This is a genomic window from Moritella sp. 24, assembly GCF_018219155.1.
In the GTDB taxonomy this organism is placed as follows: Bacteria; Pseudomonadota; Gammaproteobacteria; order Enterobacterales; family Moritellaceae; genus Moritella.
Map to the genome: position 1 here is coordinate 3,270,444 of NZ_CP056123.1, position 23,812 is coordinate 3,294,255.

Genomic DNA, 23,812 nt, shown 5'->3' on the forward strand with positions numbered 1-23,812 from the left:
CAGCTAACACAGTGACTTAAAAATAATGAAGCCCTAATGGATACTATCTATTAGGGCTATTTTTATGTTATTTAAGCTGATTAAGCCTAGTCATACTGACGTGAGAAGACACCTGCACAATCATCGCCAATAAGGTAATTACCGGACGGTTTGAGCCTCACCTGATAATTACCATCAGACAAATTATCCGCACCAATATCAAACCACCAATCACTGCCATTAGGCATTAGTTTATTACCTAAACTACTCGAGCCACCCGACGTTAATTGGCTGTGCGCGGCCATCGCATTTGAATCCAAATATTGGTCATTATAAACAACCTCAATAACAGGGGGCTTAACATCTGTTCTTACATCACCAAAATCATCAACAAGGGTAAACGCTAAATTAAGGGTCATATTATCACCTAATAAAGGTTTACCACTCATTAGCGCAGGCTGACAAGATAAAGTATCCATCACACTTGCATCAACGCCTTGTGAACCCAGTGGTCTACCCAGCGTACTTGCCGTTAACGCCCAACTTGCAGGGTTAAACATATAGATACTGCTCAGCATAGGATCATCTTCATACAACTGAGTAAAGGTTAGATTTTCATTTACTAACGTCTTGAAATTATTAACAGAAATATGCGTTAACTGATTTTGTGCATAAGATTGGCTTTTCGCGTCAATACCAAAAGAGTGCAGCTTGTTGTTACCGTAAAACAATGAGTTAATCACACTATTATTGGTACTTGCACCACCCATTTCTGAAAACCAAACACCACGTAGCGCATTTATTGAGGTATGCTGAGAAATCACATTGCCGGATGATCGATAAAACAGAATAGAAATACCATACCCTTGGAAATCATCAGTAAAATAATCTAGATTATTTGTGAAGGTATTATCATTTGAGTTACTACTGAAATAGATATTTTCATGGGTGTTATCCCATAACGTATTATGTTCAACAAGATTATTCAAGCCTTGCGAGAGACTGATACCCCATGTATTTTTGTAAGACGTGTTGTGGGCAACATAATTATCATTACCTTGAATATTTATCCCGCCACGATTTCGCATCAGATACTCATTACCATTACTGTAAATGGTATTGTTAAGTATGTGCATATCCGAACTCCAATAACCCACGGTTATACCATTACCGTTATCAGAATTTGCAATATTATTGCGCGCAATACCACCACTTACATTATGTAGCCATAAGTCATTACCGTTATTATTAAAGACATTATTTTCAATAATAAAATCGTCACGTTTAGCCGCTTTTGTATGCAGGACAAATAATCCATAAACTGCATTTTTGAATTCACAATTACGCACAATAACTGACGTTCTTGCGCCAGTTGATACGAGTTTATTCGATACTCCTTCACCATCAAAATTGATGCCATCAATAACAATGCCGTCGCGACCGATATGTAATATGCCTTGATATGCGGAACCAGTACCCGTTAATGTCGGTGACTGCCCAGCCTCTGCACGAATCGTTAAATTTTCTTTATATACATCTAATCCTTCGTCGTATGTTCGGCTATCTGTAAATACAAGTTCATCGCCAGGCTTTGCCGCTTGATAAGCACTCGTTAAACTATCAAAGTCGGAATTTTCACCAATTTCGAGTATTTCAGCGTAGACACTCCCCACGGAAAGCACCCATGCCACCAACATACCTTTATATAAATTCATAGTCATCTCCCTGCCTGCCTACCCACTCCCTAGTAATGCTATGAATCATTAGATGAAGTGAAATATACTTTCTCAAGTTATACGTAAGTTTAGACCAGAATAATAAATGTGCGTCACATCACGTTATTAATCACATACTAGAATCCCAACAAGGTTTTCTTCGGCAAAATCCAAGCAGTTATTGTTATGTTATAACATTATCATTGCCAGTGACTACGGTTATGTTATAACATAACAACTCCTAGCGTATTATAAAGAACAATAAATGTCAGTACCTCCAATTTTAATCCACAATCGTCAATTTTCACTTTTATTAAGTAGCTTGTATTCACGTATTGCCATCGCGATCAGTGTCATCGCACTATTATCGTTCGCTTTATTGCGACTCGTTGGATCATAAATAATGATTAAAATTAATAACCTAAGTGTTAATTACCAAGATAATATAGCGCTAAGTAATATTTCAACAGTGATTAAACACGGTGATTTAAGCGCGATAGTCGGTCCAAATGGCGCTGGTAAATCAACCTTATTAAAAAGCATCATGCAACAAGTCACGATCAAATCAGGTTCTATCGAACTTGGTGGTTTAAATTTAAAAAATATTGCTTACTTGCCACAAAGCAGTCAAATAGATCACTCATTTCCCATCACAGTGACTGAATTTGTATCTGCAGGGGCTTGGCAACGCACCAGTTTTTGGCGTGCCTTTAGCCGCAACGAATTACAATTATTACAGCAAGCATTAGTAAAGGTAGATCTTGAGGATATGGCTGAACGCCAGATTAGTCAGCTATCAGGCGGGCAATTTCAGCGTATGCTGTTTGCTCGCATGCTATTACAAAATGCAGATATTCTGCTACTTGATGAACCCTTTGGCGGTATTGATGCTCCAACCACCGAGCTATTAATGCGTGTCATCAAAGAATGTCAGCAACAAGGCAAAACCATTATTGCAGTGATCCACGATCTCGCCTTAGTACAACGCTATTTTCCAAACACACTACTTGTGGCAACCAAGTTAATTGCAGCAGGTAAAACCACAGACGTATTAACTCAACAGTATTTACTTCAAGCAGGTTATCAGCACTTCGCTCATTGCGCTGTGCATAACACTTTTAATAACCCAGCCTACAACGCCGTAAGCAGTGTAAACAATACCGCAGTTAATAATGCGAATGAAAATACAGTAACGTCTGTTGTTGCTAACACCGAGAAACACGCATCATGAGTGCTCAATTATACGAACTATTTATCGCCCCTTTTGCTGACTTTGTATTTATGCAACGCGCCTTGTGGGGAATTATCGTGTTAAGCATTAGTGCGACACCTGTCGGTGTATTCCTAACCCTAAGACGCATGAGTTTAACCGGCGATGCGATGGCCCATGCCATTTTACCAGGTGCAGCCATTGGTTTTCTTATTTCAGGTTTGTCTGTCACAGCGATGACTATTGGTGGCATTGTTGCTGGCTGTGTGGTCGCGGTATTAGCAGGCATAGTCGCCAGACATTCAAAGGCAGAAGAAGACTCTAGTTTAGCGGCTTTTTACTTACTTTCTTTGGCTGTTGGTGTATTAATTATTTCTGCTAATGGCAGTAATGTTGATTTATTGCATGTGCTATTTGGATCAACACTTGCCCTAAATGATGATGCATTAATATTACTCACCATGATTGCCAGCATTTCGACATTAGCTTTAGCACTACTCTACCGCCCTTTAGTAATGGAATGTGTTGACCCGCACTTCTTTAAAACCGTCAGTAAACTCAGCTCAGTTGCCCATTATGGATTCTTATTACTCGTCGTGCTCAATCTGGTTGCGGGTTTTCATGCGTTAGGTACTTTAATGGCCGTCGGTTTAATGATTTTGCCCGCAGCAATCGCTCGATTTTGGTCTAATCGCTTAGGTGGAATGCTAATTGTCGCCTTTATCAGTGCAATATTAAGTGGCTACTTCGGACTATTTCTTTCCTACCACGCCAGCTTAGCAACAAGCCCTGCAATTATATTAGTGCTTGGGTTGCTTTATATCACCTCATTACTATCTGGTCGTCAAGGTGGATTATTGTTTAAAAACCGAAATTAATGCTTAACAACTAACAACTAACAACTCTGAATTATTCATCTATTAAAATAAAATTTATACAGGACGATCACATGCTTAAAAACACGCTTACAACATCAATGATAATACTTGGTTTAGGAGCTAGCTCGGCTGCTATGGCAGAACAAAAGCTAGCTGTGATTAGTAGCTTTTCTATCCTTGGTGATCTCGTATCAGAAGTAGGTAAAGAACATGTAGCGGTCACCAACTTAGTGAAAATTAATGGTGATGCACACGTATTTAGCCCTAACCCCCAAGATGCGAAGGCCATTTCTAAAGCACAATTAGTTGTCATTAACGGATTACAATTTGAAGGCTGGATGCCACGTTTGATTGAAGCAGCCAACTATAAAGGCGTGCAAGTTATCGCCGCTAATGGCATTGAAGAGCTTAAAACGACAGGAGGTGGCTGCAAGCATGAGCATCATGATCACGAACAGCATAACGACGAACATGAACACCATGATCACGAACAACATAATGACGAGCATGAACACCATGATCACGGTGATATAGATCCGCATGCTTGGCACAGTATTAAAAACGTCAAAGTCTACGTACACAACATAGCACAAGGGCTGATTCAGGTTGATCCAGAAAACCGACTTGATTATCAGCAAAATGCGACTAACTATATCCAAAAATTAGACCAGTTAGCATTAAAATTAAATTCTCAACTAGCGACAATACCAGAAACTCAGCGTAAGGTGATCACACCGCATGATGCATTTGCTTACTTCGCTCGCGACTTTAATGTCACTTTCTTATCCCCTCAGGGAACAAGTACAGGCTCTGAAGCCAGTGCTGCCGATGTCGCTAAGTTAATAAAACAAATACGTCATGATAATGTCAACGCAGTATTTATGGAAAACATCGCTGACAATCGTCTCATTGAACAAATCAGTCGTGAAACAAACGCTAAAGTTGGCGGCAAATTATACTCTGATGCATTATCGGCTCCAGGCCAATCTGCGGCAACTTACCTAGAGATGATGCAGTATAACGTCGATACCATCGTCAACGCTTTAAAGTAACAACGCGCAGTTCCAAAAAAGCCCGAGCACATAACGCTACTAACATCGTATTTATGTTAAGTAGCGTATGCCTCGGGCTTTTCAATTATTCTTTATGACTAAAACATCGGCGACATTCCAACTGGCCTTGAACCTAATAGTAGTACGCCTAATAATATTAATAATACCCCACCAAAAATAGGCACGATAAATTTGGCTAAATTAGGTCGACCACTTCGAACTTGATTCGACTTACCGGTCAGCAAATAGCGTCTAACTGCTTTCTTTCCCGTAATTGTCATAACAGCAATTAATGAAGTTGTTAACGCTGTACCTAAAGCCATGATAACGGCACTAATAATACCCAACCAATAAATATCAAGCATATTAGCAAACAGCAATACCATAATAGCGCCAGTACAAGGACGTATACCGATACTTAGAATAATGGCTAAATACTCTTTAAATGATGACGCCTCATTTATCTTTTCTGATGAGACTACATGCTGGTGACCGCAGCCACAATTATCATTATGCTCATGTCCTACATTAACAGGCGTTACTTTCTTAATAACTAACATTGAATCTGGCGTTAATGCTTGTTTCAATGTCATCCGGTGATTTTTAATCACGCGATACATCAATACTAAATTACGCCAAATAATGACGATACCCAGCAAGATAGCAGTATAAAAACTTAACGGTATTAGCAGCTCAGCCGTATGATTAATTTCACGCATCGAAGCATCAAAAACCATGAGTAATACCGATACTAATACCACTGCAACCAACGCTTGCATTAGTGATGACACAAGCGTAATAATCAAACTTACTTTCACTTTCGCGTCTTGGGTCGCAATATAGGTTGTAACAATTAACTTGCCATGACCGGGGCCAACAGAATGCAAAATACCATAGAGAAAACTAAGTGCGATAAGCGATAAACCTGCAACTAAACTTTCATTTTTCGCGGCCTGTAATAGCTCACTCAACTCATTATTAATCTGCTTTTGCCACTGCATGCCTGTCGTCATAAGCGTTGGCCAAATCTGATAAAGAAAATAGCCTAAAGCAGCAAAACAACAAAGCGTGATAATGATGCTAAATGTCGTTAAAAAGTGTGATTTAAGTAGATTTCCTTTCGTATTGCTACTATTTGGAACTGACGGTGCCATTGTTTATCCTTGTTATAAATAGCGTTAAAGTTGACAATTAATGATGGCAGATTGAGTAAATAACTCCCCTATCGCATCATCTCTAGCCGCATCAACAGGTAATGACATTACATATGCAAGTTGCTCGGATGTGGGAGTTGCATCTATCACAGACAACTTACAGTATTGCGCTAACTTCGGCGATAATTTAATTGCATTATGTGCAGGCCAACTCATATCAACGTAGTAACTTGGATCATAAATAAGCAATTTAAGTTCTTTATCTGACAATAACTTAGGTTTAGCCAAAGGCAGGTAAAAAGTTAACGTAGCCTTGATGCTCTCTTGTGTTAGCAGTCCATTTTCTGCCAAGGCATATTTAACCGGAATTCCCTCTTCATAAAAATAAGTCAGGTAGTGATTCTTTGTCATATTCTCCATGATTGAGTCGGCTAAAACTTGTAATGTGTTGGGTTTATTTTCAGGCGATAAATCTTCCCCATCAAGCATGTAAGCCGACGTCATTGCATCAAACTCCCAGGTCATCTTAAAGCCTGTAATATATTGACCGTCGCCCTGAATTTCAGTTTTCATATCAACCCACGAATGTGGATGTGCAACGCTATTCATACTTATCAATGCACCAAACAACAGCGTAGCAACTTGCGAGAAGGCGCTTTTGTTATTTGGTTTTAATGCAAATACAGACATCATTTAAACTCTCAAATAATAACTCAGGATAATCGGTAACTGATTTATAGATACACAGTTGCCTATAACGTAAATACGTAATCGTATGTTATAACATAACAGTAGTTTTATAAAAAGTAGTTACACTCTGTATGGTGAAATCGTGAACATAGAAGGGAGATTAAATTAATGTATCTAAAGCGGTAAATGTTTGGAGTTTATCCAAATCAGGTAAAGCTGATAGTAATTCTCGAATTTGTGAAATACGAGTCATTGAATTCGCTTCAACATAAATAATCAAATCAGTATCACCGCACAACGTATGTGCATGCGTTATTTCATTGATACCTTGTAAGTAAGGGGCGATTAACTTCGCATCAAACGGTCTAAATGTCAGCTGAAAATACACCGTCACCTTAGATAGGTCGTCACTAGCAACATCAATCGTATAACGCTGGATAATACCGGACTCTTTTAGACGCTGGATCCGATCATTGACAGCCGTTCGCGATAAACCAATATCATCCCCAATACTGGCGATCGAACGACGTGAATTGGCAACGAGTAAATCAATAATAGTCCGATCAAACTTATCCATAAGTAGCTCTGCGTTAATCTTTATAATAATCACCTTACACTGCTTAATCCCTTTAACCAAGTGAAACACACTTCAGACAAAATAACCGTCATAGTGATATTTTGTCTGATCAAAGTGTTATTTTGTACATTGTACACAGCGCCTCCCTTTATTATTCTATTTGTTCACCAACAAAAGGATTTAGGCCATGACACAATTACCTCCTCAACTGCATTATTTACATCATGATCAGCTATCAACATTATGCCTAGAAAATGTATCTATTAAGCAGCTAGCTACGCAAGTAGATACTCCTTTTTATTGTTATTCTAAAGCCGGATTAGTCAACAATATCAGCGCGTGTAAAGCAGCGTTTGAACCAGAAAATATACACATTCATTATGCGATGAAAGCGAACAGTAATCTGTCATTATTACGTATTGTCGCAGAGCAAGGGTTAGGTGTTGATATTGTTTCTATTGGTGAGATGCAACGCGCTCTCAATGCTGGATTTAATGCGCAAGACATTGTGTTTTCAGGGGTAGGAAAAACCACATCAGAACTGACAGCCGCGCTACGTGCAGGCGTAGGACAATTCAATGTAGAATCGAAAGAAGAACTCTCCGCATTAATATCAGTGACAAGTGAGTGCCAACAATCCGTTTCAGCACTGATCCGCGTGAATCCAGAGATCACAGTTGATACGCATAAAAATATAACCACAGGTGCAAAGGGGAACAAATTTGGAGTGAGCTTTAACGATGTACTGCCAATGCTAGCAGCGGCGAAGCAATCACCATTTTTAAACATCAATGGATTAGCGATGCACATCGGCTCACAAATACACAGTGTAGCGCCCTATCTTGATGCAATAGCTAAAATACGCGCACTATTAAACCGACTTGAAGCACAAGACTATCCCCTCACCCATCTCGACCTTGGTGGCGGTTTTGGTATTCAATATAGAGACAACCAAGCACTTAATAAAACTGATTCCACGGCAGCACAACATTATTTAACATTTGCGGATTTTGCCAACGCAATCAAATCAGCATTACCTGATTGGCAAGGCAGATTAAGTGTTGAACCGGGGCGCTCACTCGTTGCCGACATTGGAGTTATGGTCAGTGAGATAACATACCGTAAAGAAAGCCAACCCACACCATTTCTGGTATTAGATGCCGCAATGAATGATCTTATGCGTCCGGCATTATATCAAGCAAACCACGCCTTGATTCCCGTTCAACAGCCACGCTCGTCGCTATTGACCCAATACGATATTGTTGGTCCTGTGTGTGAAAGTACTGATACATTTGCAAAGTCAGTGCAATTATCCAGTGAATTAACCGCAGGAGAACTTATGTGTTTTCTTGATGCCGGTGCTTATTGCGCCGTCATGAGTAACAGCTATAACAGCCGTACAATCATCGCAGAAGTGTTAGTTGATGATAATCAGGCTCATGTGATTCGAGAGCCCATAACACAAACTGACTTAATGGCGTTCGAACAACATCGACGTTTAGCAAAAATATAAACCTCTGCTCTGTCTTTATATTCCATGTGTTTATATACCATGTACTTATATACCGTGTTCTTCCGACCAATCTTTTAAGCGTTTCAAAATATCCAGCGCAGTACGGCCAAACTCCGTGATTTCATAAGTGACAGCAATCGGTCTGTCACTTATTACTTCTCGTATGACTAAACCTTGGTTTTCCAATTCTTTTAAACGTTGATCGACCATCTTCTTACTTGCACCACCCAACATACGGGCCAAATCATTAAAACGGACTGGGCCATCTTGTAAGTGCCACAGTATAGATGCTTTCCACTTTCCGCCTAACATGCGCATTCCACGCTCAACAGAACAAGGTTCTTCACACGGGTTGATAACTTTTTTATGACCATTAGCCATTGTTTCTACTGCTGTTTTCATTATTCACCACAAGGTTACTAAAAGTATACTGGTTGCTTTTATATCCCAGAGTATCAAAATATAACCAAAACGTACCCATTAAATCGTTATATTTATTCAGGAAAACTACCTATGCCGACGTTAACATCTTACGATGCCCATACCCGCAGTGCCTTAGGCACAGTCGAAATAACCACAGCAGAACAAATGCCAGCATTAATTAATAATGCGCAAAAAGCACAAAAACGATGGGCTGCATTATCTTTAACTCAGCGTCAACAATGCGTGACCCAAGCCTATCAACAACTAGAGCCTGTACAAAACCAACTTGCAATGCTCATTAGTAAAGAAATGGGAAAAGATTACCGTCGTGCAACCTATGAAGCAGGCGGTACGATTCAAAGCGCCGCTTATTTTGCCGATGAAATTGCCCAAGCACTCACAACAGACCAGCTTGATCGTTCCACTGAACTGCAATATCGGCCACTGGGTATTGTCGCGGTTATTTCTCCTTGGAATTACCCATTAGCGATGGCAAATAATTTATTAATGCCAGCCTTGATCGCTGGTAATGCTGTTATTTTAAAACCATCAGAAGAAACGCCATTAGTTGCAGAACTCTTTGTTAACACCCTTAATAAAATATTACCACAAGGCGTATTACAAGTGGCTCACGGTGATAAGCAAACTGGCCAAGCACTCGTCGCAAGTAACATTAATATGGTCGCTTTTACAGGTTCGATGTCTGCAGGTAAGCAGATCATGGCGAGTGCTGCACCTAAGCTAAAACGTCTAGTGATGGAACTTGGTGGTAACGACCCGATGATCGTGATGGCCAGTGCCAATATCGATGCTGCCGTACAATTTGCAGTGGCGAGTTCATTCGAAAATGCCGGACAAATGTGTACATCAACTGAGCGCGTGTATGTTGATGCCCGCATTGCCGCAGAGTTCGAACACAAAGTCGTTGCGCTTGCTCGTCAATATCAAGTAGGTCCGTGGGATAAACCGCACGTCAATATCGGTCCAATTGTTAATCCAAAACAACACCAAAGTATTTTATCTCAATTACAGGACGCAACGTCAAAAGGCGCACAGTTATTACTTGGTCGCGATGATTATCCACAGCCCTTCATCAACCCAACCGTTATTACAGGGATCACGCCAGATATGCGTTTAGAACAGGATGAAACATTCGGGCCAATCGTGGCCATCAGTCATTTTAACCATATTGATGACGCTATTATCCGCGCAAATGACAGCCCCTATGGACTCGGTGCAGTTGTTTTTGGTGGTCAAGGGGCAAATGCCGTTGCAGAACAACTTGATGCAGGCATGGTTGGCGTAAACCAAGGTGTTGGTGGTGGCAATGCGCCTTGGGTTGGTGCAAAGCAAAGCGGGTTTGGCTTCCATGGGTCAGCGGCTGGCCATCGTCAATTCGCACAAGTGCGCGTTATCAGCAAATAGCACCACCCCATTTAATAGAGGACAAATTTAATGAACACAACATCCAAGAATAAAGGCCCCATCAACACTGATTTTTTTGTTGCGGCCTTCGAACCGGGGGCTGAACATCCAGCGCTACCAACATGGACGAATAGCAAAAATAATTTAGCAGCACTATCACCAGTAGGCAGTAATAACATCATAAAAAAACCAGTGCCACACGTACCCGGTGCTTTTCAATTACTCAATGTATTCTCGCCACAAGAATGCCTGCGCCTTATTAAAGTCAGTGAATCAATGGGCTACCTGCCAGATGCGGCGGTTTCATTACCTCGTAATGTTCGACATAACGATAGCCTAACCTGGGTGGTTGATGAGCAAACTGACCATCTTATTTGGGATAGAGTTAAACACTTAATGACCGATGATGAAGGTATCTTCGATAATAAAGCCGCTGTAGGAATTAACGCCCGCTTTCGCTTTTATCGTTACAGTAAAGGGGATTATTTTAAACCACATTCAGACGGTTCTTGGCCCGGTAGCCGCGTCATTAATAACAAGCTTATCGCTGATGCCTATGGCGATAGGTTTAGTCAAATGACATTCTTAATATTACTCTCTGAATATTTTGACGGTGGTGCAACCCGATTTTTAGTCAATGCTAATGACACTCGTCAGCCCGCTCGTCGTGGCGATTCAGTTGCCGAGGTAGATATTCGCACACCCGCAGGCAGCGTACTTTGTTTCCCTCATGGTATGCACCCTTTGCACTGCATTCACAGTTCGGAACCTATTTATAGCGGGATAAAATACATTATCCGTACAGATGTGTTATTTGAATTGTAATAGTGTGTCATCGAGCCAATGATTTAAATTTGAAAACTAATCTCATTCCTGTATGGTGAAGCAGAATAAACTACCTGTTTACATTGCATTAAACAGACTATGTAAACAACACAATTTGTACGACATCAGGGAATAGTTATGAATATTATCAGCCAAAAAATGCGTAAATTATTATTGGTTATCGCTGTACCGGTATTAGCCTCTGGCTGTGCAGGTAATATCGAAAAGCTTAGCGCCGATACTGAATTTGGTGCTGCACCGCAAGCTTACCAACAAACAATTAAGGATTATTTTGCTGAAGAGTTAAATAACCCTGAAGTTGCTGAGTATGTGATTAGTGAACCAATGAAATTTTATCGTTCACAACCATCAGTTGCAGGTCTTGGCGGTGGTATTAAATGGCACGCTTGGGTAGCAGAAGTAGGTATTCCGGGTAAAGCAATATACAAGTACCTATCGAGTAGCAATAACGAGCTAACTCACTACTATGTACGCTTTGAAGGTAATGACATTGACACGGTTTATGAAGGTAAAGGTTATGAGTCATTAAAAAATGACACAGGTTTTACTATCGGCGAATACGAGTCAATTGATAGCATCACAGTGACTGCTGAAACAGCACAAGTAATTGAAAAAGAAAAAGCGGACGAAGAAGCTGAATTAATTAATAGCTTCGAATCAATTCGTGAATTAAACAAGCTATATAAAGAAGGTATTATTACTGAAGAAGAATATAGCCTGAAGAAAAAAGAAATATTAAAAATATAGTCGTTATTTGACTCACAAAAAAGCCAGCTACAATAGCTGGCTTTTTTACATCTAACATTTACTTATCTTACAAACTTAGAGCGTGAGGATTACTGCCACCACAGCGCCAACTGAGGGAACGCGATAAGTAACGCTAATGCCACAACTTGTAAACAGATAAACGGTACAAGCGCGCTGAAGATCTCACCTAAGCTGATATCTTTTGGTGCTACCGATTTAAGGTAGAAGGCCGCTGGACCAAATGGTGGAGACAAGAATGACACCTGCATATTCATACAGAACACCACACCAAACCAAATCGGATCATATCCTAGACCAACCACAATCGGTACAAAGATAGGCATAGTTAACAGTGCCACACCAACCCAATCAAGGAACATACCTAATACAAACAGCACTGCCATCATGATTAAGATAGTACCCATTGGGCTACCACCACTCATTGCAAGAATACCTTCACTTACAAAATCAATACCGCCCATTAAGTTGTAAACACCAACTAATGCGCTCGCACCAATACCGATCCAGATGATCATGCCACAAGTACGTAACGTCGCAATTGAACTTTCTTTCAACATGTTCCAGTTAAGTTCACCACGAATTGCCGCACTAATCGCAATACCTACAACACCTAATGCCGATGCTTCAGTAATTGACGCAATACCACTGTAGATACTACCTAGTACCACAGCCACAGATAACATTGGGAACAATAATGCTTTTTTGAAGTTAATATCTTTTGCTTCGTCTTCAGCTAATTCTTCAGCTGATGGCAAAGGTGCTAATGACGGGTTTAAATAACAGCGAACCAATACATATACAATATATAACAAGGCTAATATCGCCGCAGGTAAGAACGACGCTTTAAATAGATCGCCAATTGATACACTTGCCGTTAGACCATAAATAATCAATACAATACTTGGTGGTAACATTGTACCTAGCGCGCCACCTGCACAAGTCGTACCAATCGCTAATTTACGATCGTAACCAAGACGTAACATCTGTGGTAATGCAAGAATACCAAGTAGTACCGTTTCGCCACCAATTACACCTGACATAGATGCAAGTAATACAGCTACTAACAATGTTTGAACCGCAACACCACCACGAACGTTACGAGCCACTTTTTTCATTGCATCGAATAAATCACGCGCAATACCAGAACGGTCAAGTAAGGCGGCCATCAATACAAACATAGGCACGGCTAAAAATACGTACCCACTAACAAAACTATAAATTCGGCTAGTGATCAGCGGTAAAACCTCTGGACCAAACCAACCAAATGTGAAAATAACAGCAACTAAGCCAGTTACAAATGCCAACTGCATACCTGTTAATAACAGGCCGATCATAAGCACAAGCATTAACAAACTGCCGTAACCAATACCGATAGATGAAAGATCAAACATATTATTTATTCTTCTTAACTAAGCCGTGGATTTCTTGAATGAGGTGCAACATAAATTGCACTGACATTAAGCACAGAGTACCAAAAATTAACGCTTTAAGTAGCGCAGGATATGCAGGGTCCCAAGCAGAGCCCGATGTTTCTAGACGCATTTCACCCCAAGGTGCATACCAAGCACCTTCAGTCATTGTCCATGCAGCAAAAGAAAGTAATACAGTGAACAGCAAACCCATAATATGGTGGAACACATTTAAGTACTGTTTTGTGCGTTCTGATACATGATCATAGATAAGTACAACACGTACGTGTTTATCTGTCGCTAATCCATAAGCGCCACCAAGTACAAATAATGTGCCGCCAATAAAGGACGCGGTTTCATGTACCCAAATCGTCGGTGCATTAAATACGTAACGCATAAGTACTTCATAAAACGATATTAATACCGTGAACAGAAACAACACACTGATTGCATTGCCAGCCCATATAATACCCGCATCGAGACGGTTTCTTGGTTGCAGTTCTTCTGGATTACTCATAGATTTTTTCATCTTCTAAGTGGAAAAAAAAGGCTGCTAAGCAGCCTTCAGGTATAACGCTTACTTAAATTACAGTAAGTTTTTCGCTTTTAAATGTGCTGTAACAGAGTCATATACTTTTTGTGCGTTTGGAGAGCGTTTTGCGTAAACTTCCCATTGGCTACGCGCAATAGCACGGAATTTTTTACGTTCTGCTGCTGGCCAGTCATGTACTGTGATTTTTGGATCTGCAATCGCTTCAGCAACCGCTTCAGCATCTGCTTTTTTCAGTGTATCAACCATAGTGTAAGCAAATGTTTTAACTGAATCTTGCATTATTTTTTGTAGATCAGCTGGTAGTTTGTTCCACGATTTAGCACTGATTGATACTTCAATTGCAGGTAATGAGTGGAAGCCAGGATATACAGGATGCGGTGCAACATCATTTAGACCCGCTTTCTGGTTCGTTGAGAATACCGTGTAATCGGCAGCATCAATAACGCCTTTACTTAAACCTGTAAATACTTCAGAACCCGGTAAGTTAACTGGTGACGCACCTGCCGCAGCAAATACTTGTTGTACCAGACCTTCTGGTGCACGCAGTTTAAGACCTTTAAGATCTTCAACGCCATTTAATGGTACTTTAGAAACAAACGCTTCAAGACCTGTCGCTGATGCACCAATATAGTAAATACCATATGGCTTGTAGATTTCACGCATTAGCTCGTTACCGCCGCCGTTATACATGTAATCAAGTAGTTGCTCTGGTTCTGACCAAGCACCAACTGTGTTACCCATCAAACCAAATGCAGGATCTTTACCAGCAAAGAAACCCGTTGCAGTAATGTGACCTTGTAAAACACCAAATTTAATACCATCAAGTGTTTCTGTGTGCTTAATTACAGCACCTACAGGCAACATAGTGACATCGATACGACCATTAGAATCTTTTTCTAGTTGGTCAGCCCATTCTTGTTGTACTTGGAAGTTCTTCTCACCTGATGGATCTGAAGATTGGAATTTAAAATTAAATTCAGCTGCGAATGCTGATGCACTCATCATTGTTGCAACTGATGCAGCAATAATTGTTTTAGTAATCGTTTTCATTAGTAGCGGTATCCTTGTTTCTGATAAACCCGATAATGATGTTCTTATTATGTTACCGGTAACTGTTGAGGCAATACTACCCTCCCAAACAGTTAAACTCTAGGGGTAACATCACATTTTCACATAAAATTATCGGTTAATTTCAACTTTTAAGTCACTATTGTTACATATGTTCAACTTTTCAGTTTCATTTGAAAGCTAAAACTCGAGATAAAAAAAACGGTCATATTTTGTTTAAAATATGACCATTATTATTCTTTATGGATGCGTTAATGTTTTATAAAAATAATCATATCAACACAACATCATAGTACTAATCGCTTGTTAAAGCCTTAATACTCAGTCCTACGATGTCGTCGATTGTACCATCGATAGGCACAGAAAGTACGTCACTTTCTTCACTAAGTGGTAACTCTAAAGTATTGAACTGACTTTGTAACATCGCTTCACCACTAAAGAAGTGACCAGCTCGTTCTTTCATACGCGTTAAAATTAAATCAAAGCTGCCATCTAAGTAGATAAAAGTAACAGCTTTATTCCCTTCACGAATTTGATCACGATAGTCTTTACGCAGCGCAGAACAAACGATAACACCGGCTTCATGCTTTTGTTCCATACTAAAGCATGCATCCCTAATACGCTCTAACCACGGCTTTCGATCAGAATCATCCAACGGCTGACTTGCAGCCATTTTCAAAATATTGGCTTTTGGATGGAGATCATCTCCATCAATAAATTTAACACCAAGTTGCTGTGCAAGTTTTAACCCTATCGTGGACTTTCCGCTACCAGAAACGCCCATTACAATAATTGTTCTGCCTATCATATTCTTTACTTCTTAACATCGCTCTAAATCAACTAACGCAATGTTACCGTTAACACGAGAAAAAACAAGTGTTATCCGCTTGAGTTACGTGCTCGCGCGTTCAGAAATAATAAAACCGAGATCTAGATGTTTATTTTCAATCGGTTCATCGTTGATTTTTTTCAATAATAGCTTGGCAGCTTGTTCGCCAATGTCAAAACGAGGAATACAAACAGACGTTAATTTCGGGTTTGTCGCAGAGCAAATATCCAGATCATTAAAGCCAACTAACGCAATATCTTTGGGTACTTTCATATTACGACGCTGACATTCAAATAATGCACCCGCTGCTAAATCGTCATTACAGAAGAAAATACAATCGGTGTCAGGCCATTCACTTAATATCTCAGTGAGCATATCTGCGCCCATCTGGTAAGTAGATGCATAAGAACTGGTGATCACACGTTCATCGCTCAGGTCTGTTTCCCAAATCGCTTTACGCCAACCATCTAAACGAAGCTGCGCACGTAAATCCATTCGCGCACCAGCAAAACCAATATTCTTATAGCCTTTACCAATTAAATGCTCAGTGATCTTATACCCTGCTTGTGCATGGTCTAAACCAACAGACATGTCGATTGCATTATCATTACATTCCATGATTTCAACGACAGGTAAATTTGATTTACGTAATAAGCGGTTACTTCGTTCTGTATGGTGGGTACCAGAAATAATGATGCCATCAATACCAAACTGTAAATAAGTCTCGATTAAACGCTCTTCTTCTAGTAGTGAGTAGCCTGAGTGGCCCAATAATATCTGAAACCCCTCTCCTAGCATCACATCATTGATACCGCGCACAACATCCGAGAATACGCCGTTAGAAAGTGAAGGGACAATTAATACTATCGTCTTACTCTGCTTAGTACTTAACATACTCGCTGCACGGTTAGGTACATAGCCCATTTGGTCAATGGCTTTATGAATAGTTAAACGTAATGATTCTGACACTTTCTCAGGTGTACGAATCGCCCTAGAGACGGTAATTTTGGTCACACCAACTTTATTTGCAACATCCTGTAGGGTCACTCGACCAGACTTACGACTGTTGGAACTCATACACCCTATATCCTTATTTATAAAATACTTACCTCATTATACCTATCTACAATTAGGGGTAAATAAACTTTTTAATTAACTTTAAAACGGTAAAACTGTGTATTTTTTAACATAACTGTCAATCATTTTAGCAATTAATCTCTATATCAAATTTGCTAATCGTATTCGACTTTAAATTCTATAAACATGTTAATAATCTTAGCTAAACTTGTATAACTGAGCAGGAAAGAGACAGGCTTACTCCCAAAATACTAATGATTATGTGAGGTAGATCTCATCTCGATGAGCCGATTAAGCATATAAATTTTGATGACTTAAAATTGGATCACTAAAAAATAGCGAATTATATGAAAAAGAAAAATAACGATAGCGTTAACATTGTATCTTTTTCTACTTTCTATATCATGCCTTAAACGATAAGGCATTAGCCAATTCTCACCTTCATGACTTGCTAAGGCACAGAGGACCAGATGAATAATAATATTGATATTGCAGTAATAGGTTTAGGCGTAATGGGTGCCAACATGGCATTAAATTTAGCAGAGCGCGGATTTTCCGTTGCCGCTTTTGACATTAACGAAAGCCGTCGTACTGACATCGTTAAGCGTCATCAACCCCTAACAGCAGCAAAACTGATTGCTGTTGCCGATCTTGCAGAGCTAATTAAGCAACTAGATACACCACGTCGCATCGTGCTTTCTGTTCCAGCGGGTCCTGTCGTTGATATTATTTGTAACGACTTAATTGAAGCTGGCTTAGAAGCAAGTGACATCGTTGTTGATACAGGTAACAGCCAATGGCGCGATTCTATTGCCCGTGCAGATTCTTATGCTGGCAAATTTAACTTCTTCACTTGTGCTATTTCTGGTGGTGAAGTGGGTGCTCGTTTTGGTCCATCATTAATGCCAAGTGGCGATAAAGCAGCTTGGGAATGGTTAAAACCAATGTGGCAAGCAATGTCTGCAAAAGTAGATCCTGTAACAGGTGTTGAAATTGCACGTACACAAGTAGACCAGCCATTACCTGAAGGCGAGCCTTGCGCAGAATACATTGGTCCAATCGGTTCTGGCCACTTCGTTAAAATGGTACACAACGGTATTGAATACGCAGATATGCAAATGATTGCAGAAGTTGTGCAATTCATGCGTCAAATCTTAGGTATGTCTGCTGTTGAAGTTGGCGAAGTATTCAGTGAATGGAATAAAGGTAAGCTACAAAGCTACCTTATCGAAATCACAGGTAACATCCTAAAAGTTGTTGATGAAGCGACTGGCAAACCTATGGTTGACGTGATCATGGATCAAGCTGGCCAAAAAGGTACTGGTAACTGGACTGCACGCGAAGCACTAGAGCTTGGCGTTCCAGCAAACGCAATTGCAGAATCTGTATTTGCACGTTGCCTAAGCACACAAAAATCTATCCGTCAGGTTGGCGCGACGAAACTTGCAGGCCCTGCAGTTTCTATCGAAGACCGTAACGTATGGTTAGAGAAACTGTCTGACGCACTATACTGTTCAAAAATCTGTAGCTACGCACAAGGTTTTGAATTGATGACGGCAGCAGAAAAAGAACATAACTGGACACTTGATTACGTTGCTATTGCAAAAATCTGGCGTGCAGGTTGCGTGATCCGCGCTCACTTCTTAGATGATATCTCTAAAGCTTACCAAGCTGAACCTGAGCTATTAAACCTAATGCTAGCTGAACGTTTCACTAATACATTAGCTGACAGCCAAATGGCGTGGCGTGAAGTATTAGCGAAAGCAATCATGCAAGGTATGCCAATGCCATCAATCAGTGCAGCAATGAGCTACTATGATTGTTACCGTGAAGCAGATTCATCAGCAAGCTTAATTCAAGCGATGCGTGACTACTTTGGTGGCCACACTTACCGTCGTAAAGATCAAGATGCAAGTCAAAGCTTCCACTATGATTGGCACTTTGGCACTGGTGAGCACAAAGCTCAACACTAAACTAAACGAATATCTAAGCGAATAAATAGCTAGATAGACACAAACCCAGCCTATGTGCTGGGTTTTTTATTGCCCAATAATCCACAACATCCCATCATATCGACAAGCACCACAATAAACCTTCATTCTAATATCGTACTTTTCTTTATTTATTAGCCTAATTCATTAGTTTTGTTTCATTAGTTTGTTTTAAATCATTCATTGGTGATAATTTATATGGACAAACGAAACAAACGAAACTAAAATTACGCAACTTCGAAACTTAATCAGTATTCATTGCTCAATATAGCGACCTAATCCGTAAATGAAAGTAGATAAATTACTGTTAGGCACTATATTTAAATGAAACGTAACTAATCCATCAAATTTTGGTTACGGTTGAATACTTTAATGATAAAAGTTTCGCTCTAACATCATTAAAACAAGTTTATAAGGACGAACGTCATCACGGACAGATAAGCAGAGCGCTATCACGTGGTTATTACTTGTTTAAAAGTTTATAAATTTAGGAGAAGACCATGTGTGGCATTGTTGGTGCAGTAGCGCAAAGAGATATCAGTGAAATTTTAGTTGAAGGTTTACGTCGTTTAGAATACCGCGGTTATGATTCAGCTGGTGTTGCGATTGTAGATCAAGATAACAACCTACAACGTATTCGTAGCCTAGGTAAAGTGAAAGAGCTTGCAAGTGCAGTTGATGCAGAGCAACCGATTGGTGGCACTGGTATTGCACATACACGTTGGGCAACACACGGTGAACCTTCACAAGCGAATGCACATCCACACGTATCGGGTGATATTGCGGTTGTACATAACGGCATCATTGAAAACCACGAAGCACTGCGTATCCTACTACAACAACGTGGTTATGTTTTCCAATCTCAAACAGATACTGAAGTTATTGCGCATCTTGTTGAATGGGAACTACGTTCTACAGATAGCCTACTTGATGCAGTACAAAAAACTGCGGCACAGTTAGATGGCGCTTACGGCACTGTTGTTCTTAACCGTCTTGAACCTGGTAAATTAATTGTTGCACGTTCTGGTAGTCCAATTGTAATCGGTTTAGGTGTGGGTGAAAACTTCTTAGCATCTGACCAACTTGCATTACTTAACGTAACACGCCGCTTCATGTTCCTTGAAGAAGGTGATGTAGCAGAAATCACTCGCCGTGATGTATCTGTATTTGACGCAAATGGTGAGCCAGTAACACGTGAAGTAACTGAATCTAATGCAGAACACGACGCAGCAGATAAAGGTGAATTCCGTCACTTCATGCAAAAAGAGATTTTTGAGCAACCTAAAGCACTAACAAACACAATGGAAGGTCGTCTTTCAGCTCACAGTGTTATTACAGAAAGCATTGGTGTTAATGCGGCTGAGATCTTAGCAAACGTTGAACACATCCAAATTATCGCCTGTGGCACATCATACAATGCGGGCATGACTGCACGTTATTGGTTTGAATCACTTGCTGGCGTAAGTTGCGATGTCGAAATTGCTTCTGAATTCCGCTACCGTAAATTCGTGACTCGCCCTAATAGCCTACTTATCACGTTATCACAATCAGGTGAAACGGCTGATACATTAGCAGCGCTGCGCCTTGCTAAAGAAAAAGGTTACATGTCTGCAATGACAATTTGTAACGTAGCAGGCTCTTCATTAGTACGTGAATCAGACTTTGCTTTCATGACTCGTGCGGGAACTGAAATCGGTGTTGCATCGACAAAAGCATTCACGACTCAACTTTCTGCATTGTTAATGTTAGTCACAGCATTAGGTAAACAGAAAAACGTTATTAGCATTGAAAAAGAAGCTGAAATTGTAGCTGCGCTACATGCTCTGCCTAAACAAATAGAAACATCACTGTCATTTGATAAAGACATTGAAGCATTAGCAGAAGATTTTGCTGACAAACAACACACGTTATTCTTAGGCCGTGGCGAGTTCTACCCTATCGCAATGGAAGCTGCGCTTAAGCTTAAAGAGATTTCATATATTCACGCAGAAGCATATGCTGCGGGTGAATTGAAACACGGTCCTTTAGCACTTATTGATGCTGACATGCCTGTTGTTGTTATCGCGCCAACGAACGAGCTACTAGAAAAGCTAAAATCAAATATTGAAGAAGTTCGTGCACGTGGCGGTCTACTTTATGTATTCGCTGACGCTAATGCAGGGTTTGTTGAATCAGAAGGCATGAAGATCATCACAATGCCGCATGTAAGTGAAATTACAGCCCCTATCTTCTACACACTACCTATGCAGTTGCTTTCATACCATGTAGCACTGATTAAAGGGACAGACGTGGATCAACCACGTAACCTTGCTAAGGCTGTTACTGTAGAGTAATCACAGGCTAAAAGCACAAAAACAAAAGCCTCGATATTTATCGGGGCTTTTACCCTTCATACTTTGTAGTATTCAATCACCTACTTTTTCCACCAAAAAATCAATAAATGCTCTTAATACAGGTCGCTGAAATTTACTGCCATGGTAAACAGCATATACCTCTGCACTGGCCCCTTCATATGCAGATGCTTCCCACTGTGGTAGACAAGCCACCAGCTTACCCGCTTTAATATAATCCGCAGTCATCCATTTTGACATTAACAACATACCACCACCATGTAGTGCAGCTTCTAATAACGGACTACCGCCTTTAGAGCTTAAATTACCTTGTACTGCGACCTTGGTTATTTGTTTATTTTTTTTGAAGTACCAACAACAGCGCTGACGGCTATTAGTTAATGTCAGGCAGTTATGTTCATTTAAATCCATCGGTGTTTTAGGCTGATCAAACTTAGCAAGGTACTCGGGAGATGCACACAAAATAGTATGATTGGTAAATAACATACGCGCATGTAAATTAGAATCACTTGGACGGCCAATACGAATGCCTAGATCCACATTTTCACCATTCAAATCGATAACTTGATTGTCTAACTCAATCTCAATTTTCACCTTAGGGTAGCGCGCCAAAAATTCCGGTAATAAAGGGGAGATACATTGACGACCAAAACTCTCAAATGCCGAGATCTTCAGTAACCCTTCTGGTTCTAGATTTATTTGATGCATCGACGATAACAAATCATCCGCGTCAGCTAACAACCTTGTTGCACGTTCACAAAACTGCTGACCATCTTCCGTTAATAATAACTGCCGAGTACTGCGCTTAAATAAAGTAGCCCCAACTTCGCTTTCAAGATTATCAATATTACGCGCCACAGAAGAAGGCGCCATATTAAGTACCCCCGCAGTTTTAGAAAAGCTGCCAAGCTCTACAACTTTGATAAATATACGGATTAAATTAAGCATATAGCAACCTTGGGATGGTGTTAAATAGGATGTTATCCATTATATTATCAAACATCATAATGAACACCGCTATATAGTCTGGGTGCTTAAAGTTCTGCACATAACTCAGTGAGTAACCAGTGCATGGTTCAGACCATAGTTAAAACCAATCAAAATTTGATTATTGATAGATTTTACAATAGCTATTACCTATCAAATATAAAGATTCAATCGATTAGCCCTATTTATGGTTTTTTTGCATAATAGCTACATCAAGACGAAACAGAGACAACGTCTTAACCGAATACTTTTATAAAAATAAATGATAGAAAATTTATATCAAACCACTTTATAACAAACATAAGTTAGCTTAATTAATAGCTACATTAAGGAATATATGATGACAACATTCGAATCGAAAGAAGGCCAAGCAGTTCCACAAGTGACATTCCCAACTCGCCAAGGTGATGCATGGGTTAATCGCACAACAGAAGAACTTTTTGCAAACAAAACAGTGGTTGTATTCAGCCTACCGGGTGCATTCACACCAACATGTTCATCAAGTCACTTACCACGTTACAACGAACTTGCTAGCGTATTCTCAGCACACGGTGTTGATGACATCCTATGTGTATCAGTAAACGATACGTTTGTAATGAACGCATGGAAAGATAGTCAAGAAGCAGACAACATCACTTTCATTCCAGACGGTAATGGTGAATTCTCTGAAGGTATGGGCATGTTAGTAGACAAATCTGACATCGGTTTTGGCAAGCGCTCATGGCGTTACAGCATGCTGGTTAAAAACGGTGTGGTAGTAAAAATGTTCATCGAAGCTGACGAACCAGGCGACCCGTTCAAAGTTTCTGATGCAGATACAATGTTAGGTTACGTAGCACCAGAATACAAAGTACAAGAATCAGTAACTGTATTCACAAAACCTGGTTGCCCATTCTGCACAAAAGCAAAACAAGCCTTAATCGACCAAGGTTTAAATTACGAAGAAGTCGTACTAGGTAAAGACGCAACAACGGTAAGTCTACGTGCAGTAACAGGTCGTAGCACAGTGCCACAAATCTTCATCGGTGGTAAACACATCGGTGGTAGCGAAGAGCTAGACGCATATTTCGCTTAATCAGTCGATTTAATATCGTCGAAAAATATTACCACGAATAGCCATACTCACATGCCATCATTCGTCATAAAAGGAAGCAGAAATGCTTCCTTTTTTTCGTCTCTACAATACACAGTATTCCGCCCTTCCTCGCAAGCTACAACGCTCACAAACGCTTACATAAAAGCAATCCAGCATTACTTTTTCTTATGTTAGGATTTAGGGTGAATTGATATAACAAATAGTAGCCATCGCATGGTAAA

Annotated in this window: 21 protein-coding genes; 10 read left to right on the forward strand and 11 right to left on the reverse strand. The window is 40.1% G+C overall.

Annotation, left to right across the window (positions count from 1 at the left end; translation table 11 throughout):
- Positions 1–86: 86 nt before the first annotated feature.
- Entirely contained in the window at positions 87–1,694 is a 1,608-nt protein-coding gene (locus HWV00_RS14545; protein WP_211682397.1) for a nitrous oxide reductase family maturation protein NosD, read from the reverse strand.
- Between the two features lie 403 nt (positions 1,695–2,097).
- On the opposite strand from HWV00_RS14545, the gene HWV00_RS14550 reads away from it, so the two are divergent.
- The 3 genes from HWV00_RS14550 to HWV00_RS14560 all read left to right on the forward strand — a co-directional run bounded on the left by HWV00_RS14550 (position 2,098) and on the right by HWV00_RS14560 (position 4,834).
- Entirely contained in the window at positions 2,098–2,925 is an 828-nt protein-coding gene (locus HWV00_RS14550; RefSeq protein WP_211682399.1) for a metal ABC transporter ATP-binding protein, read from the forward strand.
- A complete protein-coding gene (locus tag HWV00_RS14555; RefSeq protein WP_211682401.1) occupies positions 2,922–3,782 on the forward strand; it encodes a metal ABC transporter permease in 861 nt (286 codons plus the stop codon). The genes HWV00_RS14550 and HWV00_RS14555 overlap by 4 nt, the downstream gene beginning before the upstream one ends.
- 71 nt (positions 3,783–3,853) lie before the next feature.
- Complete coding sequence (locus tag HWV00_RS14560) at positions 3,854–4,834, forward strand: metal ABC transporter solute-binding protein, Zn/Mn family (protein WP_211682403.1); 981 nt, start codon at positions 3,854–3,856, stop codon at positions 4,832–4,834.
- A gap of 98 nt (positions 4,835–4,932) precedes the next feature.
- Here the strand turns inward: HWV00_RS14560 and HWV00_RS14565 are convergent, their stop codons facing one another.
- The 3 genes from HWV00_RS14565 to HWV00_RS14575 form a co-directional block, all read right to left on the reverse strand.
- Positions 4,933–5,988, reverse strand: a complete 1,056-nt coding sequence (locus HWV00_RS14565; protein ID WP_211682405.1) for a nickel/cobalt transporter — start codon at positions 5,986–5,988, stop codon at positions 4,933–4,935.
- A gap of 24 nt (positions 5,989–6,012) precedes the next feature.
- Positions 6,013–6,681, reverse strand: a complete 669-nt coding sequence (locus HWV00_RS14570) for a DUF1007 family protein (RefSeq protein ID WP_211682407.1) — start codon at positions 6,679–6,681, stop codon at positions 6,013–6,015.
- Positions 6,682–6,838: 157 nt separating this feature from the next.
- Positions 6,839–7,255 carry an Lrp/AsnC family transcriptional regulator gene (locus HWV00_RS14575; protein ID WP_211682409.1) on the reverse strand — a complete coding sequence of 139 codons (417 nt, stop codon included), beginning with the start codon at positions 7,253–7,255 and terminating at the stop codon, positions 6,839–6,841.
- Positions 7,256–7,442: 187 nt separating this feature from the next.
- Between HWV00_RS14575 and lysA the strand changes: the two genes are divergently transcribed.
- A complete protein-coding gene (gene lysA / locus HWV00_RS14580) occupies positions 7,443–8,768 on the forward strand; it encodes a diaminopimelate decarboxylase (RefSeq protein WP_211682411.1) in 1,326 nt (441 codons plus the stop codon).
- Positions 8,769–8,813: 45 nt separating this feature from the next.
- On the opposite strand, the gene HWV00_RS14585 is transcribed toward lysA, so the two are convergent.
- Entirely contained in the window at positions 8,814–9,170 is a 357-nt protein-coding gene (locus tag HWV00_RS14585) for a helix-turn-helix domain-containing protein (RefSeq protein WP_211682413.1), read from the reverse strand.
- A 111-nt stretch (positions 9,171–9,281) separates the two neighbouring features.
- Between HWV00_RS14585 and HWV00_RS14590 the strand changes: the two genes are divergently transcribed.
- The 3 genes from HWV00_RS14590 to HWV00_RS14600 all read left to right on the forward strand — a co-directional run bounded on the left by HWV00_RS14590 (position 9,282) and on the right by HWV00_RS14600 (position 12,209).
- Positions 9,282–10,616: an aldehyde dehydrogenase gene (locus HWV00_RS14590; protein WP_211682415.1), complete on the forward strand. Its 1,335-nt coding sequence runs from the start codon at positions 9,282–9,284 to the stop codon at positions 10,614–10,616.
- Between the two features lie 30 nt (positions 10,617–10,646).
- A complete protein-coding gene (locus HWV00_RS14595; protein ID WP_211682417.1) occupies positions 10,647–11,441 on the forward strand; it encodes a 2OG-Fe(II) oxygenase in 795 nt (264 codons plus the stop codon).
- Between the two features lie 138 nt (positions 11,442–11,579).
- Positions 11,580–12,209 carry an SHOCT domain-containing protein gene (locus HWV00_RS14600; protein WP_211682419.1) on the forward strand — a complete coding sequence of 210 codons (630 nt, stop codon included), beginning with the start codon at positions 11,580–11,582 and terminating at the stop codon, positions 12,207–12,209.
- Positions 12,210–12,298: 89 nt separating this feature from the next.
- Here HWV00_RS14600 and HWV00_RS14605 read toward each other — a convergent pair whose 3' ends face one another.
- From HWV00_RS14605 to HWV00_RS14625, 5 genes are all read right to left on the reverse strand, one after another.
- Complete coding sequence (locus HWV00_RS14605; RefSeq protein ID WP_211682421.1) at positions 12,299–13,621, reverse strand: TRAP transporter large permease subunit; 1,323 nt, start codon at positions 13,619–13,621, stop codon at positions 12,299–12,301.
- A gap of 1 nt (position 13,622) precedes the next feature.
- Positions 13,623–14,156 carry a TRAP transporter small permease subunit gene (locus HWV00_RS14610; RefSeq protein WP_255554585.1) on the reverse strand — a complete coding sequence of 178 codons (534 nt, stop codon included), beginning with the start codon at positions 14,154–14,156 and terminating at the stop codon, positions 13,623–13,625.
- Between the two features lie 69 nt (positions 14,157–14,225).
- Positions 14,226–15,242 (reverse strand): TRAP transporter substrate-binding protein, encoded by a 1,017-nt coding sequence (locus HWV00_RS14615; RefSeq protein ID WP_211682424.1) that lies wholly within the window; start codon positions 15,240–15,242, stop codon positions 14,226–14,228.
- 313 nt (positions 15,243–15,555) lie between these two features.
- On the reverse strand, positions 15,556–16,068 hold the full coding sequence (locus HWV00_RS14620; RefSeq protein ID WP_211682426.1) for a gluconokinase: 513 nt from the start codon (positions 16,066–16,068) through the stop codon (positions 15,556–15,558).
- A gap of 84 nt (positions 16,069–16,152) precedes the next feature.
- Positions 16,153–17,166 (reverse strand): LacI family DNA-binding transcriptional regulator, encoded by a 1,014-nt coding sequence (locus tag HWV00_RS14625; RefSeq protein WP_211682428.1) that lies wholly within the window; start codon positions 17,164–17,166, stop codon positions 16,153–16,155.
- 470 nt (positions 17,167–17,636) lie between these two features.
- Here HWV00_RS14625 and gndA point away from each other — a divergent pair, with 470 nt between their 5' ends.
- Both gndA and glmS read left to right on the forward strand, forming a co-directional pair.
- Positions 17,637–19,139 carry an NADP-dependent phosphogluconate dehydrogenase gene (gene gndA, locus HWV00_RS14630; RefSeq protein WP_211682430.1) on the forward strand — a complete coding sequence of 501 codons (1,503 nt, stop codon included), beginning with the start codon at positions 17,637–17,639 and terminating at the stop codon, positions 19,137–19,139.
- Between the two features lie 518 nt (positions 19,140–19,657).
- Entirely contained in the window at positions 19,658–21,490 is a 1,833-nt protein-coding gene (glmS, locus tag HWV00_RS14635) for a glutamine--fructose-6-phosphate transaminase (isomerizing) (protein ID WP_211682432.1), read from the forward strand.
- A 72-nt stretch (positions 21,491–21,562) separates the two neighbouring features.
- On the opposite strand, the gene HWV00_RS14640 is transcribed toward glmS, so the two are convergent.
- Entirely contained in the window at positions 21,563–22,456 is an 894-nt protein-coding gene (locus tag HWV00_RS14640) for a LysR family transcriptional regulator (RefSeq protein ID WP_211682434.1), read from the reverse strand.
- Positions 22,457–22,835: 379 nt separating this feature from the next.
- Here HWV00_RS14640 and HWV00_RS14645 point away from each other — a divergent pair, with 379 nt between their 5' ends.
- Positions 22,836–23,570, forward strand: coding sequence for a glutathione peroxidase (locus tag HWV00_RS14645; RefSeq protein WP_211686596.1), 735 nt, complete (start codon positions 22,836–22,838; stop codon positions 23,568–23,570).
- Positions 23,571–23,812: the final 242 nt, after the last annotated feature.

Bases quoted from the DNA above. Each gene is read 5' to 3' on its own strand.
- HWV00_RS14545 (WP_211682397.1), bottom strand. From the start codon at position 1,694: ATGAATTTATATAAAGGTATGTTGGTGGCATGGGTGCTTTCCGTGGGG.
- HWV00_RS14550 (WP_211682399.1), top strand. From the start codon at position 2,098: ATGATTAAAATTAATAACCTAAGTGTTAATTACCAAGATAATATAGCG.
- HWV00_RS14555 (WP_211682401.1), top strand. From the start codon at position 2,922: ATGAGTGCTCAATTATACGAACTATTTATCGCCCCTTTTGCTGACTTT.
- HWV00_RS14560 (WP_211682403.1), top strand. From the start codon at position 3,854: ATGCTTAAAAACACGCTTACAACATCAATGATAATACTTGGTTTAGGA.
- HWV00_RS14565 (WP_211682405.1), bottom strand. From the start codon at position 5,988: ATGGCACCGTCAGTTCCAAATAGTAGCAATACGAAAGGAAATCTACTT.
- HWV00_RS14570 (WP_211682407.1), bottom strand. From the start codon at position 6,681: ATGATGTCTGTATTTGCATTAAAACCAAATAACAAAAGCGCCTTCTCG.
- HWV00_RS14575 (WP_211682409.1), bottom strand. From the start codon at position 7,255: ATGGATAAGTTTGATCGGACTATTATTGATTTACTCGTTGCCAATTCA.
- lysA (WP_211682411.1), top strand. From the start codon at position 7,443: ATGACACAATTACCTCCTCAACTGCATTATTTACATCATGATCAGCTA.
- HWV00_RS14585 (WP_211682413.1), bottom strand. From the start codon at position 9,170: ATGAAAACAGCAGTAGAAACAATGGCTAATGGTCATAAAAAAGTTATC.
- HWV00_RS14590 (WP_211682415.1), top strand. From the start codon at position 9,282: ATGCCGACGTTAACATCTTACGATGCCCATACCCGCAGTGCCTTAGGC.
- HWV00_RS14595 (WP_211682417.1), top strand. From the start codon at position 10,647: ATGAACACAACATCCAAGAATAAAGGCCCCATCAACACTGATTTTTTT.
- HWV00_RS14600 (WP_211682419.1), top strand. From the start codon at position 11,580: ATGAATATTATCAGCCAAAAAATGCGTAAATTATTATTGGTTATCGCT.
- HWV00_RS14605 (WP_211682421.1), bottom strand. From the start codon at position 13,621: ATGTTTGATCTTTCATCTATCGGTATTGGTTACGGCAGTTTGTTAATG.
- HWV00_RS14610 (WP_255554585.1), bottom strand. From the start codon at position 14,156: ATGAGTAATCCAGAAGAACTGCAACCAAGAAACCGTCTCGATGCGGGT.
- HWV00_RS14615 (WP_211682424.1), bottom strand. From the start codon at position 15,242: ATGAAAACGATTACTAAAACAATTATTGCTGCATCAGTTGCAACAATG.
- HWV00_RS14620 (WP_211682426.1), bottom strand. From the start codon at position 16,068: ATGATAGGCAGAACAATTATTGTAATGGGCGTTTCTGGTAGCGGAAAG.
- HWV00_RS14625 (WP_211682428.1), bottom strand. From the start codon at position 17,166: ATGAGTTCCAACAGTCGTAAGTCTGGTCGAGTGACCCTACAGGATGTT.
- gndA (WP_211682430.1), top strand. From the start codon at position 17,637: ATGAATAATAATATTGATATTGCAGTAATAGGTTTAGGCGTAATGGGT.
- glmS (WP_211682432.1), top strand. From the start codon at position 19,658: ATGTGTGGCATTGTTGGTGCAGTAGCGCAAAGAGATATCAGTGAAATT.
- HWV00_RS14640 (WP_211682434.1), bottom strand. From the start codon at position 22,456: ATGCTTAATTTAATCCGTATATTTATCAAAGTTGTAGAGCTTGGCAGC.
- HWV00_RS14645 (WP_211686596.1), top strand. From the start codon at position 22,836: ATGACAACATTCGAATCGAAAGAAGGCCAAGCAGTTCCACAAGTGACA.